This window comes from Halofilum ochraceum (assembly GCF_001614315.2).
Taxonomy (GTDB): domain Bacteria; phylum Pseudomonadota; class Gammaproteobacteria; order XJ16; family Halofilaceae; genus Halofilum; species Halofilum ochraceum.
The window spans coordinates 37,940-51,478 of sequence record NZ_LVEG02000012.1; the positions used below are offsets into that span (position 1 = coordinate 37,940).

Annotated in this window: 14 protein-coding genes and 1 pseudogene; 6 read left to right on the forward strand and 9 right to left on the reverse strand. The window is 67.7% G+C overall.

Annotation, left to right across the window (positions count from 1 at the left end; genetic code table 11):
* The first annotated feature begins 132 nt into the window (after positions 1–132).
* Both A0W70_RS12210 and dcd read left to right on the forward strand, forming a co-directional pair.
* Complete coding sequence (locus A0W70_RS12210; RefSeq protein ID WP_067562765.1) at positions 133–999, forward strand: glycine betaine ABC transporter substrate-binding protein; 867 nt, start codon at positions 133–135, stop codon at positions 997–999.
* Between the two features lie 169 nt (positions 1,000–1,168).
* A complete protein-coding gene (gene dcd, locus A0W70_RS12215; RefSeq protein WP_067562769.1) occupies positions 1,169–1,735 on the forward strand; it encodes a dCTP deaminase in 567 nt (188 codons plus the stop codon).
* A 20-nt stretch (positions 1,736–1,755) separates the two neighbouring features.
* On the opposite strand, the gene A0W70_RS12220 is transcribed toward dcd, so the two are convergent.
* The 5 genes from A0W70_RS12220 to A0W70_RS12240 all read right to left on the reverse strand — a co-directional run bounded on the left by A0W70_RS12220 (position 1,756) and on the right by A0W70_RS12240 (position 6,957).
* Complete coding sequence (locus tag A0W70_RS12220; protein ID WP_067562772.1) at positions 1,756–2,646, reverse strand: patatin-like phospholipase family protein; 891 nt, start codon at positions 2,644–2,646, stop codon at positions 1,756–1,758.
* Positions 2,647–2,720: 74 nt separating this feature from the next.
* Positions 2,721–3,761 carry a M14 family metallopeptidase gene (locus tag A0W70_RS12225; RefSeq protein WP_139150857.1) on the reverse strand — a complete coding sequence of 347 codons (1,041 nt, stop codon included), beginning with the start codon at positions 3,759–3,761 and terminating at the stop codon, positions 2,721–2,723.
* Complete coding sequence (locus tag A0W70_RS12230; protein WP_245675878.1) at positions 3,758–5,206, reverse strand: glutamate-cysteine ligase family protein; 1,449 nt, start codon at positions 5,204–5,206, stop codon at positions 3,758–3,760. The genes A0W70_RS12225 and A0W70_RS12230 overlap by 4 nt, the downstream gene beginning before the upstream one ends.
* Before the next feature lie 72 nt (positions 5,207–5,278).
* The gene (murU, locus tag A0W70_RS12235; RefSeq protein ID WP_067562775.1) at positions 5,279–5,956 is read right to left on the reverse strand and encodes an N-acetylmuramate alpha-1-phosphate uridylyltransferase MurU; all 678 of its coding nucleotides are present in this window, start codon (positions 5,954–5,956) and stop codon (positions 5,279–5,281) included.
* Complete coding sequence (locus tag A0W70_RS12240; protein ID WP_067562779.1) at positions 5,953–6,957, reverse strand: aminoglycoside phosphotransferase family protein; 1,005 nt, start codon at positions 6,955–6,957, stop codon at positions 5,953–5,955. The genes murU and A0W70_RS12240 overlap by 4 nt, the downstream gene beginning before the upstream one ends.
* 198 nt (positions 6,958–7,155) lie before the next feature.
* Between A0W70_RS12240 and A0W70_RS12245 the strand changes: the two genes are divergently transcribed.
* The 4 genes from A0W70_RS12245 (at position 7,156) to A0W70_RS12260 (ending at position 9,830) form a co-directional block, all read left to right on the forward strand.
* Positions 7,156–7,719, forward strand: coding sequence for a YfaZ family outer membrane protein (locus A0W70_RS12245; RefSeq protein WP_067562782.1), 564 nt, complete (start codon positions 7,156–7,158; stop codon positions 7,717–7,719).
* A 12-nt stretch (positions 7,720–7,731) separates the two neighbouring features.
* Positions 7,732–8,508, forward strand: coding sequence for a nucleoside triphosphate pyrophosphohydrolase (gene mazG, locus A0W70_RS12250; RefSeq protein WP_067562785.1), 777 nt, complete (start codon positions 7,732–7,734; stop codon positions 8,506–8,508).
* Between the two features lie 5 nt (positions 8,509–8,513).
* Positions 8,514–9,251: a lipoprotein intramolecular transacylase Lit gene (locus A0W70_RS12255; RefSeq protein WP_175443118.1), complete on the forward strand. Its 738-nt coding sequence runs from the start codon at positions 8,514–8,516 to the stop codon at positions 9,249–9,251.
* A gap of 84 nt (positions 9,252–9,335) precedes the next feature.
* On the forward strand, positions 9,336–9,830 hold the full coding sequence (locus A0W70_RS12260) for a SixA phosphatase family protein (RefSeq protein WP_067562789.1): 495 nt from the start codon (positions 9,336–9,338) through the stop codon (positions 9,828–9,830).
* A gap of 295 nt (positions 9,831–10,125) precedes the next feature.
* On the opposite strand, the gene A0W70_RS12265 is transcribed toward A0W70_RS12260, so the two are convergent.
* The 4 genes and pseudogenes from A0W70_RS12265 to A0W70_RS12280 all read right to left on the reverse strand — a co-directional run bounded on the left by A0W70_RS12265 (position 10,126) and on the right by A0W70_RS12280 (position 13,490).
* Positions 10,126–10,584 carry a DUF1841 family protein gene (locus A0W70_RS12265; protein ID WP_067562791.1) on the reverse strand — a complete coding sequence of 153 codons (459 nt, stop codon included), beginning with the start codon at positions 10,582–10,584 and terminating at the stop codon, positions 10,126–10,128.
* A 9-nt stretch (positions 10,585–10,593) separates the two neighbouring features.
* The gene (gene nth, locus A0W70_RS12270; RefSeq protein WP_067562795.1) at positions 10,594–11,226 is read right to left on the reverse strand and encodes an endonuclease III; all 633 of its coding nucleotides are present in this window, start codon (positions 11,224–11,226) and stop codon (positions 10,594–10,596) included.
* 188 nt (positions 11,227–11,414) lie between these two features.
* A pseudogene (locus A0W70_RS17175) lies at positions 11,415–11,828 on the reverse strand (RnfABCDGE type electron transport complex subunit B); the annotation flags it as partial.
* A gap of 1,011 nt (positions 11,829–12,839) precedes the next feature.
* Positions 12,840–13,490, reverse strand: a complete 651-nt coding sequence (locus tag A0W70_RS12280) for a hypothetical protein (protein ID WP_067562798.1) — start codon at positions 13,488–13,490, stop codon at positions 12,840–12,842.
* Positions 13,491–13,539: the final 49 nt, after the last annotated feature.

A 13,539-nucleotide genomic window follows, 5' to 3' on the forward strand; every position in this document is an offset into this window, starting at 1 on the left:
AACGTGAGCGGCGATGGGGTCCGCGCGGATGCCCATCGCTGACGAGCCGACAACGCTGTCGGCCTCGGCCTGCGCTTCAATACCGGAACGCATGCCGATGATCGGTTACGACGACACGAGGAGGTGTACATCATGAGTAAACGAATACTTGGAATGATTGCGGCTATCGGACTCGCCTTCGGCGCAGTCTCGACCGCTCACGGTCAGGATTCGGTACGGATCGGCTGGACGGCCTGGTCGGATGCCGAGTTCGTGACCAAGCTGGCCGCGCGAATCCTTGAAGAGCGTATGGATCAGGACGTGGAGCTCGTCCAGACCGACATCGCGCCGCAGTATCAGGGCGTGGCCTCGGGCGATATCGACGTCATGCTGATGTCCTGGCTGCCGGGGACGCACTCGGACTACATGGACAAGGTCGGCGGTGACGTCGTCAATCTCGGCATGCTCTACGATCATGCCAAGCTCGGCTGGATCGTTCCGGAGTACATCCCGAAGGATCAGATCAGCTCGATCGAGGACCTCAAGAACGACTCGATCCGCGAGAAGCTGGACGGCACGATCACCGGCATCGACCCGGGCGCCGGCCTGACGCGGCTGTCGAAGGACGCGATCGAACAGTATGGCCTCGACGGCTATAACCTGCAGACCTCGTCCGGCGCCGCCATGACCGCCGCGCTCGAGCGGGCGGCCAAGGATGAAGACTGGATCGTCGTCACGGGCTGGAGCCCGCACTGGAAGTTCGGTGCCTGGGATCTGCGCTATATCGATGATCCCAAGGGTGTCCTCGGCTCCTGGGAGCGGATCCACGCGATCGCCCGCCAGGGCTTCTATCAGGAGAACATCGACGCCGCCACGATGCTGGGGCGCATGTGGATCCCGATCGACGATCTGCAGGCCGCCATGTACGAGGCGCGCGAGAGCAGCTACGAAGAGGCGGTAACCAACTACATCAACAACAACGGCGACCGCGTCGAGTACTGGGTCTCCGGCGAGATGTAAGCCGGTCCCGTTCCGCTGTACCGAAAGCCCGGCCGCGTCCCGCGCGGTCGGGCTTTTTTTGTATCGGCGTGTTTCGCCGCCGGCCGCGGGCGGATTGCCGCGGGGGGTCGTGCGACCCGCCGGGGGCTGTGCCATAATCCGCCGGCACGCAGTCAGGGGAGCCGCCAGCGTGAGCATCAAGCCCGACCACTGGATTCGTCGGATGGCCGACGAGCACGGCATGATCGAGCCCTTCGAACCGGGTCAGGTCCGGGCGAACGACGGGGGCAAGATCGTGTCCTACGGCACGTCGAGCTACGGTTACGACGTGCGCTGCTCGCCGCAGTTCAAGGTCTTCACCAACATCAACTCGGCGTTCGTCGACCCCAAGGGTTTCGATGAGCGAAGCTTCGTCAACGTCGAGTCCGATGTCTGCATCATTCCGCCCAATTCATTCGCGCTCGCCAGCACCGTCGAGTACCTGCGCATCCCGCGCAGCGTCCTGACGATCTGTCTCGGCAAGTCGACGTACGCGCGCTGCGGCATCATCGTCAACGTGACGCCGCTCGAGCCCGAATGGGAGGGGCACATCACGCTGGAGTTCTCGAACACCACCACGCTGCCGGCGAAGATCTACGCCCATGAGGGGGTCGCGCAGCTGATCTTCCTCGAGTCCGATGAGGAATGCGAGACCTCGTACAAGGATCGTGGGGGCAAGTACCAGGGGCAGCGCGGGGTCACCCTGCCCACCACCTGAGATCCTGCAGGGCGAGGACTTTAGCCGGGTTCGGGTCCGTCGCCGCGCGCGGGCTCTTCCAGACGCGGTTCGAGCCGTTCGGTATGCTCGCCGTGCCAGTCGGCGAGCGCCTGCCGCGCGGCCTGATGGCCCTCCTCGATCAGGCGCGCGCCCCGGCTGGACCGGAAGCGCCCGTAGGAAGACAGATGGGGCGCGATGTGCAGATCGATGGCATCGCTGGTCTGCAGGCGGGTCGCGTTGTTGATCGCGATGTCGGTGGCGTTGAGCACGACGTCGATCAGGTCATCCGGCTGCTGGTAACTGCGCCGGCTGTTCAGGTCCGCGCCGATGACCGTGCGGGCACCGAGTGACCGGACCACGGAGCCCGGCAGATTCTCCACCAGGCCGCCGTCCACAAGCATACGCCCGTCATGCTCGACCGGCTGGAAGATGCCCGGCATGCAGGCGCTGGCGAGCACCGCCGGCACGACCGGACCACTGCTGAAAACGACCCGTTCCCCGGTACCGATATCGGTCGCGACGACGCCAAACGGGATCCGCGCGTCCGCGAAGTCCGGCTGGCCGATCGCCTCCGCGAGCACATCTCCAAGGCGGCGGTTGTCGAGCAGACCGAGGCGCGAAGGCCGGAAGCTGGAGATCGACAGCCAGGTCATGTCCAGCGCGATCTCTTCGATATCGTCGATCGGCGTGCCGAAGGCGTACAGCGCGGCGGCGACGGCACCGATGCTGGTGCCCGACAGGCGTTCGACGCCGACTTCCGCCTCTTCGAGCGCGCGCAGGATGCCGACGTGGGCCGCGCCCAGCGTCGCGCCGCCGCTGAGTGCAAGACCCACGGGGCGGCGCAGCTGTCGCCGGCGCCACCAGTAGCGCGCCCGGCCCAGCCAGTCGGCACTCTTGTCCAGCGCTTGCATGCCTGCGGATCCTGCGGGGCCTGATCGGGATTCTGGCGGCTGTGCCATGCGGCGTCCATGCCGCGAACGAAGATTTACGCCGCGTCCCGGTTCACGGGGATCCGTTCCATCAGATGGCACAGGCAATCCTGGCGGATAATCCTCGGATCCGGGGTCAGCAGGGATGGCATCACCGCCCGGCGCAGCCGCAGTTCATGGTCACTGCACTCGAAGAACGTTCCCGTCACGTCGCGCCCGGCGGGATCGGAGGCCCGTACGGGCGCGCGCGGCCCACGGCAGCGGCCGATCGCCGTGCCGGCCGCCAGTTCGCGGAAATTGAGCCGGTCGATGTCGCCGGGCAGGCAGAGGTCGAGATCATCCGCGGCACGGTGTGCGGGCCATTCAAAGTCGAACCGGACCGATTCCGGGATCGCGACCACCGCCACACTCCCGAACAGGTCGAGATCGCCGGGCGCCGGGGGATCCGCGGGGAGGGTGTCGAGGCACAGGCAGTCCGCCAGGAAATCCTGGGCGTGGGTAACACCCTCGGGCGAGCCCACGCGGCCGCATTCCAGGATGACCGCCGGACACAGCCCGAGGAACGCCTGCGCCTGCGCGCCCCGCGGCCGGGTGAAGTGGACAACCGTGCGGCTGAAGCGATGCGCGAGCTGCAGGCAACGTGGATCGAGCGAATTGACGCCCACATGATGGGGACTGCTGCCGCTCGTATTGTGGATATCGATACTGGCGAACAGCGGCCGTTCCCGCATGCGCGCGAAGACCTCGGCGAGCAGGCGAGTCTCCGGCCCCGCCGGCTGTTCCGTTCCCGGCCAGGCGCGGTTGAAGTCCAGCTGGCCGTCGAGGTGGCGCAGGCCGTGGCGCGCGGCCTCGACGTTGCCGATGAACAGGCTCAGCGCTCGGGGCAGCGGACGCCCGTCGTACGCCGCGAGCAGCCGCTGGACCGCCAGCAGCCCGGCGTCTTCGTTGCCGTGCTGCAGGACCGAGACGAACAGCGCGTCGGGACGCTCGCCAGGGATGTGGATCAGGGTCGGCCCGGGCAGGATGCGCTGCAGTGAGGGGGCGGGTGTCTCCAGCAGGCCGGGCGGCAGGTGGTGAAACTCGTGCAGCGTCGTCAAAGCGGCCACCGGTGCACGGGTGCCCCGTCGGCCTGGCGCTCGGCGTAGGCGGCCGTCATCGCCTCCATGTCCCGTCCATGGCGTTCTACCCAGGCGCGTTGCCAGCCGGCGCCGTTGCGGCCCGAAGCGACCCGTTCCTCGATGATGCCGAGGTAGCGGTCGATATCCTCGCCCGCCAGACCGAGGTCACTCAGCCCCAGGCGTGCGCAGGGCAGCAGCGTGCGCAGAATGAGGCGCGTCACCGGATGAACCTCTCCGTCCGTCCAGCGGACCCGCGCGCCCAGTCCGTGCCGTGCGCAGGCGTAGAAATTGTCGCGCGCGACCGGGAAGGTCAGCAGCCGCTCCGGCGATTCCCCGGCGAGCGTCGCGAAATAGCGGGCCAGGCCGTAAAACAGGGCGGCGTTGGCGATGGCGTCGGCGGCACTCGGGCCGCCGGGGACGACGCGGTGTTCGATCCGCAGGTGTGGCTCGCCATCGTCATCGATCCCCACGAGCGGCCGGTTCCAGCGCCAGATGGTGCCGTTCTGCAGCAGCAGGTGCGCCAGCGGGCCGTCCGACGGGTCCATGACTGTCGGCAGCAGGACCGGGAAGTGCGCTTCGTTCTCGCGGAAAACCTCGATCAGTGACGCGCGCGCATAGCCGGTTCCGAAGCCGACCCGCCTGGGCGGTCCATGGGCCGCGCCGCCGAGGCCGCCGCTCTCGACCGCCTGCTCGAACAGTGGGATGCGCGTCTCGTCCCACAGGTCGCGGCCGAACAGATAGGGGGAGTTGGCGCTGGCGGCGACCAGCGGCCCCGATACCAGCAGGGCGGCGTTGTAGTAATCCGCCGCCCGACTCGCGGGCACCTGCATATGGATCTGGAATGAGGTGGCCGCCGATTCGAGCATCACGTCGGGGTGATCGGTGCGCAGCCGCTCGCGGCCGCAGATGTCGATCCGCAGCGGCCGATCCTCGCGCTGGCGCAGCACCTGATCGTTGAGCGCGGCGTAGCGGTCGCTGGGCGTCATCGCGGCATGGCCGAGATCGTCCTGGCGGACCGTCGGCAGGATGCCGATCGCGATCAGCCGCGCACCCAGCGTCGCCGCCCCGGCGCGGGTGCGCTCCCAGGTGGCTTCGAGATCACGTTCCATCGCGCGCAGGGCGTTGTCGCGCAGGGTCCGTGGCGCCGTATTCAGCTCGATGTTGAATTGCGCGAGTTCATGCGTGAGGAGCGGGTCCTGCAGCGTTTCGAGCAGGCGTTCATTTACCGCCATCGGGCGTCCCGAGGCGTCGGTCAGCCAGGCCTCGAGCTCAAAACCGCCGACGGGATGGGCTTCGGCCAGACGGTCGTCGGAGAACCAGGTCGCGAGCCGCTCGGTTTCCGCGCGCAGGCGTTCCGAGAATGCCCGGAAGTCCTCGTCGGTGAAGGCGCTGGTACTGATGTCCCGGCCCATCCATGCCTCCATGACGGCGATCCGTCGATTGCCCGTCTCGCGCGAGCGTCGTGACCACCATCATGCCGTAAACCCGCGGCCGTATCATCGGGGTGGATGGCTCCCCGCAAGTTGCGCGTCGAGTTCGCGCAGGCGCTCGGGCGTGCCGATGTCATGCCAGGCACCGCGGTAATGCTCGCCGCTCACCAGGCCGGCGGCGATCGCGCGCCGCAGAATCGGCGCGAGCCGCAATGGCTGCACGGGGAGTCCACTGAACAGCGCCGGGCGGTATACGCCGATGCCGGCGAAGGTCAGGCGCGGGCCGGTCGCCATCGTGACCCGACCCCCTTCGAGCGCGAAATCGCCCTCCGGGTGCTGTGGCGGATTGTCGACCAGCACGAGATGCGCGAGGTGGCCGGCGGGGAGCGCCAGGCGCTCGAACGGGAAGTCGGTGTAGATGTCACCGTTGATGACCGCGAACGGTCGCGGCCCCAGCAGCGGCAGCGCGCGGGCGATCCCGCCGGCCGTCTCCAGAGCCCGATCGCCTTCGTCGCTGTAGCGTACATCGAGCCCGCGGGCGTGGCCGTCGCCGACCCAGGCGCGCAGCTTCTCGCCCTGCCATGCGGTGTTGATGACCACGCGGCTGCAACCGGCCCGCGCCAGCGCTTCCAGGTGCCAGTCGATCAGCGGCCGGCCGCCGGCATGGAGCAGCGGTTTGGGGCAGTCGTCGGTCAGCGGGCGCATGCGTTCGCCGCGGCCGGCGGCGAGGATCATCGCGTTCATGCCTCCACCGCTGCCCGCTCGAGCCGTGTGGCGATGTCCCGTTCGCGGGCGAACCGTGCGAGCGGTTCCAGCTCGGCGTAGCGGCCGAACAGCGCCTCGATATAGCCCCACGTGCGCGGGATGTCGGCGAGATAGCGGGGTTTGCCATCGCGATGCCAGAGGCGCGCGAAGATGCCGATCGCCTTCAGATGGCGTTGCGCCCCCATCAGGTCGAACCAGCGCCGCAGGGTTCCGCGGTCGGGGAGCTCGATGCCGCGAGCGAGCGCGGCCTCGCGGTAGCCCTCGATCCAGGCGGTCACGCGCTCGTCCGGCCAGCGGATGTAGCAGTCACGCAGCAGCGAGACCAGGTCATAGGTGACCGGGCCCGCGACGGCGTCCTGGAAATCGAGGACGCCGGGGTTGTCCTGCGCCAGCACCATGAGGTTGCGCGAATGGTAATCGCGGTGCACGAAGACACGGGGCTGTTCGAGCGCCGCTGCGGTCAGCGCCTCGAAAGTGGCTTTCGGGTCCGCGCCGATCCGGTCGGGGCCAAGGCCCAGGTGCTCGCCCAGGAACCAGACCGGGAACAGATCCATCTCGGCGTCGAGGCGCGCCGCGTCGTAGGGCGGCAGACCGCTGGTCGGGATGTCCGCCTGCATGCGCACGAGGGCACCGAGGGCGTCGTCGTACAGCGGGTCGGCGGAGCGGTCGTCGAGTTCGTCCAGATACAGCCGGTCGCCGAGGTCGCTCAGCAGCAGGAAGCCGCGATCGCGGTCGCTTGCCAGTACCCGGGGGGCGGTGACGCCGGCGGCCTCGAGGCGCCCGGCAATGTCCACGAACGGTCCCGTGGATTCGCGCTCGGGTGGGGCATCCATGACGATGCGCCTGCCGGCGTCGGTGGTGACCCGGAAATACCGCCGGAAGCTGGCATCACCCGTGATCGGCGTGAGCGGCCCGCCGGCGTCCGGGCATGTGCGTGCGAGCCAGGCGCGGAGTTCATCCGCACGCGTATCGGTGGTCATGGAACGGCTCCCGGCAGACGGCGAGCGGCCACAAGGGCCTGTGGATTACGGGCGCCCAAAGCGCACGCGCGGAAAACAGTATAAAAGAGTGCTACACACGTCTGTATACCGTTACCGTGCGGTTCATCGAACTTGATCGCCCATTGCCCCACACCTACCATTCACGCACCCGCTCTATCCCGCTGGAGGGATTCGCACATGATGAAACGTTTGCTGGGGGCCGCAGCCCTCGGGGTATGTTCAACGACGACCCATGGGGCCGGTCTGGATATCGCGCTCGGTCAGGACACGGCCAGCCTGGTCTACCTCACCGATACCGCGAGCATGGGGTACGGTGGCGCGGACATCGGATTCGGCGGCTTCTTCAACAACGACGATGACATCATGGTGACCGGGAACTTCCTCGTGACCGGCAGCCCGGGCCAGAACATCCCGCTGCAGTTCGGGGTGGGGGCGAAGGGCTATTACACGGATCTCGATTCCAACCGGGATGCGAGCGCCATCGGCATCGGCGGGCAGGTGCGGTATCTGTTCCCGACCGAGACGCACCTTGCGTTCTCCGTCGAGGGGTATTACGCGCCGCGTATCACCACTTTCCAGGACGCCGATTCGCTGGCGGAATTCAATCCGCGCTTCGAGCTCGAGGTCGTGCCCGGCACCCACGCGTTCGTCGGTTATCGCTGGATCGAGTTCGACATGGACGGCGGCCGGGATGAAGAGCTCAGCGATGAGATCAATGTCGGTATCCGGCTGACCTTCTGAGGCCGCTCGCGGATGGCGGCGATCGATCGCGTGCTGGCGGTGATGGCGCGTCTGCGGGATCCGCAGACCGGTTGCCCATGGGATGTCGCCCAGGATTTCCGCTCCATCGCCCCGCATACGGTGGAAGAGGCCTATGAGGTCGCTGATGCCATCGAGCGTGGCGACTTCGATGACCTGCGCGACGAACTCGGCGACCTGCTGCTGCAGGTCGTCTATCACGCCCGCATGGCCGAGGAGCGCGATGCGTTCGATTTCGAGGGCGTCGCCGACGGGCTCGCGGCCAAACTGATCCGGCGCCACCCGCATGTATTCGGCGAGGCGGGCGCGACCGACGCGGATACGCGTGAACAGCTCTGGGAACAGGCGAAGGCCGACGAGCGCGCCGAACGCGGTGAATCCGACCCGAGTGCGCTCGCGGGCGTGACCCTGGGGCTGCCCGCCCTGACCCGTGCGCAGAAGCTCTCACGCCGGGCCGCCCGCGCCGGTTTCGATTGGCCCGATGCCTCCGGCCCCGCCGCCAAGGTGCGCGAGGAACTGGAGGAGATCGAGGCCGCCGGTGAGGATCCGGATGCCCGTGAGGCCGAAGTCGGGGATCTGCTGTTCGCCGCGGTCAATCTCGCGCGCCATCTGGACGTCGACGCCGAGACCGCGCTGCGCCGTGCCGGTCAGCGTTTCGAACGCCGCTTCCGCGCGGTGGAGGGGCATGCACGGCGCGATGGCGGTGGCACGGCGGGCATGCCGATGGATACCCTGGAAGGGTATTGGCAGGCCGCCAAGCGCGACGAGTGAACCGCGTGGCCCGGCCGTTCGCGGCACTGTACTGGTCCGTGTTCGCCGGCGCGCTGCTCATCGCCAGTCTGTTCGTTTCCTGGCAGGCCCTTGCGGCCTTCGATTTCGCCTATCCGGTCTGGCACGAGGCGCTCGGAATCGATGACACGATCGCGCGCTACGGCCCCGAGAACCGCTGGCGCCAGGGCTTCGAGCAGACGACCGCGGGCGAGCGGGCCCGTCTGTTCGCCGCCATCGTCGATGCGATCCATGCCGATGGCCGCGGTCTCGCCGAACTGCGCTACCACGCCCCCGACGGCCGCGAGATCGGACGCCTGCTGCGCGAGCCCGAGATCGTACATCTGCGCGATGTGGCCCGTCTGGTCGGCTGGTTCGAAAACGCCGGCATCACGGCCCTGGCGCTCGTGATCGTGTTCGCCGCCGAGGCCCGGTGGCGGCGTCGTACGCTGCCCTCGGCGCGGCGGTTCCTCGGGGGGGCCGCCGTGATGCTCGGCGTGGCCGGTGTCGCGCTCCTCGCGATCGGCCCGGTCGAGCTGTTCTACGCGCTGCACGAGGTTGTATTCCCGGACGACCATCAGTGGTTCTTCTGGTACCAGGACTCGCTTATGACCACCCTGATGCAGGCACCGAACCTGTTCGGCGCCATCGCCGCCGTGTGGATCCCGTTTGCACTCGCATTGGCTGGGGCCGGGCTGTGGGCGGTCGGTCGTTTGCTGGAGCGCGGCCACCCGCTGTCTGCGTGAGTCACTACAACGTCCATCGTCGCGACATGGACCGTGGCAAGGTTCGTGACCCGATCAGGTTGCAGGTTGCTGGAGGAGCGATCGATGAAGGAATTGATTCTGATCCGGCATGGCAAATCCAGCTGGAAAGGCGATCTCCCGGATCACGAGCGCCCCTTGGCACCGCGCGGCGAGCGCGATGCGCCCGAAATGGGCCGCCGTCTGGCCCGTACGGGCAGCGTACCCGAGCGCATTGTCACTTCGGATGCCGAGCGCGCCCGGGCCACCGCCGTGGCACTGGCGGGTGCCGCTGGTCTCCCGGCCGGGGCGGTCGTGGAAGAACCCCGGCTCTACCACGCCGGCGCTGATGAAATCCCGATGCTGGCGCGTGGGCTGCACGATGGTTTTGACCGGGTCGCGCTGGTCGGCCACAACCCGACGCTGCAAATAGCCGCGGAACGATTGTGTGGCCTTCATGCGAAAAAACTGCCGACCGCCGCCGTGGTGCGGATGCATTTCGCCATTGACCGCTGGGCGGATCTGCCCGACCAGGGCGGGACGTGTATCGAGTTCGATTACCCGAAGAAACGCGGGGCCTGATCCGGGGTTGGTCGGGGGATTCACGCAGCGGCGCGGCGCGCGCAAAGGTCGCCATGAACGGTGGGCTTGGCAGATCGAGCAGTTCGTAGCCCGGATGAAGTGAAACGGAATCCGGGGAACCGCGCGCCGCATGCGGTCACGCGCGCTCTGTGCAGGAGCCCCTCGCCCGGATTCCGGCTGTGCCTGCATCCGCGCTACGCGTTGCGGCCTCCCGAGACATTCCGCCTCCTTTGCGTTCCCTGGCGCCCTTTGCGTCTTGGCGAGAACCGATTCTCCCCCGGGCAGGACTCGATGCTCAGGCGTCGGGCTTGTCTCCGGTCGCCTGCGTGACCACCTTCCGCACCCGCTCCAGATAGTCGGCCTCGTCGGGCTGCGTGCCCGCGCGCTGGGCCGCGTGCAGCACCTCGCCCAGCGGCTCCATCAGCCGATGCTCGGCCTCGAGGTGGTCCCCCTCGTGGCGCGCGAGCTGCTCGAACAGGGCGCGGATGCCTGGTGGTCGATCGGTGCCGGTCTGTTCGCGCAGGGCGATGTGCATGCCCATGTGCAGGAACGGATTCGTCTGCCCGTCCTCGGGCATGTAGTCGCGGTCGAGCACCGCCTCGTTGCCGGGTGCCAGCAGCGGCTGGTATTCCGGGTGCTCCGAGATTACGGTCGCCACCATCCGCTCCATCGGATCGAGCGTCTCCCCGGCATTCGCCTTGCGCCAGGTCTCGACGTAATAACGCCGCATGCTTTCGCGATCATTGCCGAACATCGGTTTGCCTCACGCGGTCTTGTCGGGGTATTCGCAGAGATCGTGAATCCGGCAGTCACCGCAGCGGGGTTTACGGGCGGTACAGACATAGCGCCCGTGCAGGATCAGCCAGTGATGGGCGTGGCGCAGGTAGGCCTTGGGCATCACCTTCACCAGTTGATCCTCGACCGCGCGCACATTCTTGCCGGGTGCGAAGCCCGTGCGGTTGGCGACGCGGAATATGTGCGTATCCACGGCGATCGTCGGTTCGCCGAAGGCGGTATTCAGGATCACGTTCGCGGTCTTTCGCCCGACGCCCGGTAACGCCTCCAGCGCCGCGCGGTCGCGCGGTACCTCGCCGCCATGATGCTCGACGAGCATGCGGCAGGTCTCGACGACATTCTTCGCCTTGTTGTTGAACAGGCCCAGCGTGCGGATATGTTCCTTTACTCCCTCGACGCCGAGCGCGAGCATCGATTCCGCGTCCGGCGCGGCCGGGAACAGGCGGGCCGTCGCGGCGTTCACGCCCCGGTCCGTCGACTGGGCGGAGAGGATGACGGCGATCAGCAGCTGGAACGGCGTCTCGAAATGCAGCTCCGTGGTCGGTTCCGGGTCGCGCTCCGCCAGCCGGGCCATGATCTGTTCGCGCCTGGCGCGGTTCATCGCTGATCCGTGGTGCGCCGACGTTTCGCGCGGGCGCGCTCGACGGCTGCCGCGACCTCCGCGCGCCGGCTCTCGCGATCCCCGTCGGGCCGCTTCGCCGCCCGCGCCGCCTCGCGCTCACGCCGCCGCCGTTCGAGGCGTTCATTGCGCGCGTGGTACCGGGCGCGGAAGTATTCCGCGCGCTCGCGCAACGGGGTCGGGTCCGGGGACGGCTCGAGCGAGATGCAGTCGACCGGGCAGGGCGGGATGCACAGTTCGCAGCCGGTGCACTCCGACGCGATCACGGTGTGCATCTGTTGCGAGGCCCCGAGGATGGCGTCAACGGGGCAGGCCTGGATGCACTTGGTGCAGCCGATACAAACCGACTCGTCGATGAAGGCGACCACGGGTTGCTCCACGGGTTCACCACACTCGGGATCCATGGGCTTGCTCGTGGAACCCAGCAGCGCCGCCAGCGCATCGATTCCCTCACTGCCGCCCGGCGGACAGCGGTTGATATCCGCTTCCCCCGCGGCGATCGCCTCGGCGTAGGGCCGGCAGCCGTCATAGCCGCACTGCGTGCACTGCGTCTGCGGCAGCAGTGCATCGATGCGGTCGGTCAGGGTCTGGTCGTTTCCGCGGTCGGTCAGGGTCTGGTCGTTTCCGCGGTTCACGGTTTGCGTGTGGTCATCATGCATGGTGTGCATGATACCGGCGGTTTGGTTGTGCTGTCGTGGGTGGTTATCCGGGGTGGGTTCCACTGGGATGTGTGGGTCGGGTTTCGCCCGCTGTCGCGGGCGAGTGACTTTCTTTTGCACGAAAAGAAAGTCACCAAAGAAAGCGTGCCCTGGTTGGCGCGCCCCGCCGCCCTCGGCGGGGATTCTTTGCGGCGATACGGACATGATCGGGTCGTGCCCGTCGGTTCCCGCGACCAGTTGCTGGCGGCCGAGGGCGACGAGGTGCCCTGTGCTTCTCGCGAGCGCCGGGGCGCGCAGACGGCACGTCCGTGTGCCGACTGCGCGGACTCGCCGTCCTGGCGAGTCCCGCTTCGCGGCCTGATCCGGCGCTCGCTGCGATGCTCGGCGCTCCAAACGGGCGAACCGTTTGCCGATCGGTGCATGGACTTCGTGATCCGCAAAGTGGGTGAGCGATGCTGTGCCTGCACTGGATCGCCGCGCTCGCTCGCGATGACGGATGCCCTCGCTGCGCGGCCCAGGCGCTGCGACAGCGCTGTACGAAGTCCCGAGTTGGTTCGGCTACGGGGTTTAATCCCGTCTGGCTCGCCGAGCATCGCAGGGGCGAGTGGATCAGGCCCGAAGGGGAGCCGGCAGGAAGCCGGCTCCGCGCAGTCGGCACACGGACGTGCCGTCTGCGCGCCCCACTCGACCCGAGAAGCACAGGGGAGCCTGCCCGGGTCCCGACTGCGTGCACTGCTGGTGGTTCCCTTCTGCCCGCAGGCGAACGCGATCGCGGTGATCACTCTTGACCCGGGCAGGCCGAGCCGGTCAGGGCGTGCTTTCTTTGGTTCCTTTCTTTTCACGCAAAAGAAAGGAACTCGCCCGCGACAGCGGGCGAAACCCACCCACATCCATCACAGTGACAACACCCCCAAACGCCTCCGCCACGTACAAACCTCAGAACAAACCAAACAGAAACCCGACCCCCATCAACCCAAGAATCCCCGCCGAGATCAGCGTCAGCCCCCGTTCGGCATGCTCGAGCCGGTGCGCGAACCGCCGCAGCCCGGCGACCAGCAGCAGGGTCAGGGCGACCAGTGCGGTGATCACGGCGAGCGCATACGACAGCATCAGCTCGAGGCACAGCGCCGAGCCGGTGCACAGCGCGATGATCTGGAATTCCTCTTCGTGGGCGAATCCGAGCGTGAACGCGAACACCGCTAGCGGCCAGAGCCCGGCCGTGGGGGCGGGGCCGTCACCGTGGTCATGCTGATGGCCGTGATGATGATGGTGGTGATGTCCTCCGCGCAGCGCGGCGCGCAACTGCCAGGCGGCCAGCGCGAGCAGCAGCCCACCGGCGATCCAGTCCATCCAGCCGCTGGCGCCGAGGTCAAAATATTCCTTGATGCCGAAGTACAGCAGCACGACGGCAATGCTGCTCACCAGATGACCGATCCCGATCACCACCGCGGCGATCACGCCGGCGCCCCACCGGCCCCGCCGCGCCGAGGCCCACGCCGCCGCCACCGGCCAGCCATGCCCCGGCTCCATGCCGTGCAACAAGCCCAGTCCGATGGCCCCGAGGAACAGTCCGATCACACCTTCCATGCCGGAAAATCCGTTTGCTGATGGTTGGGAGGGTCTGAAAAAAGCGGTT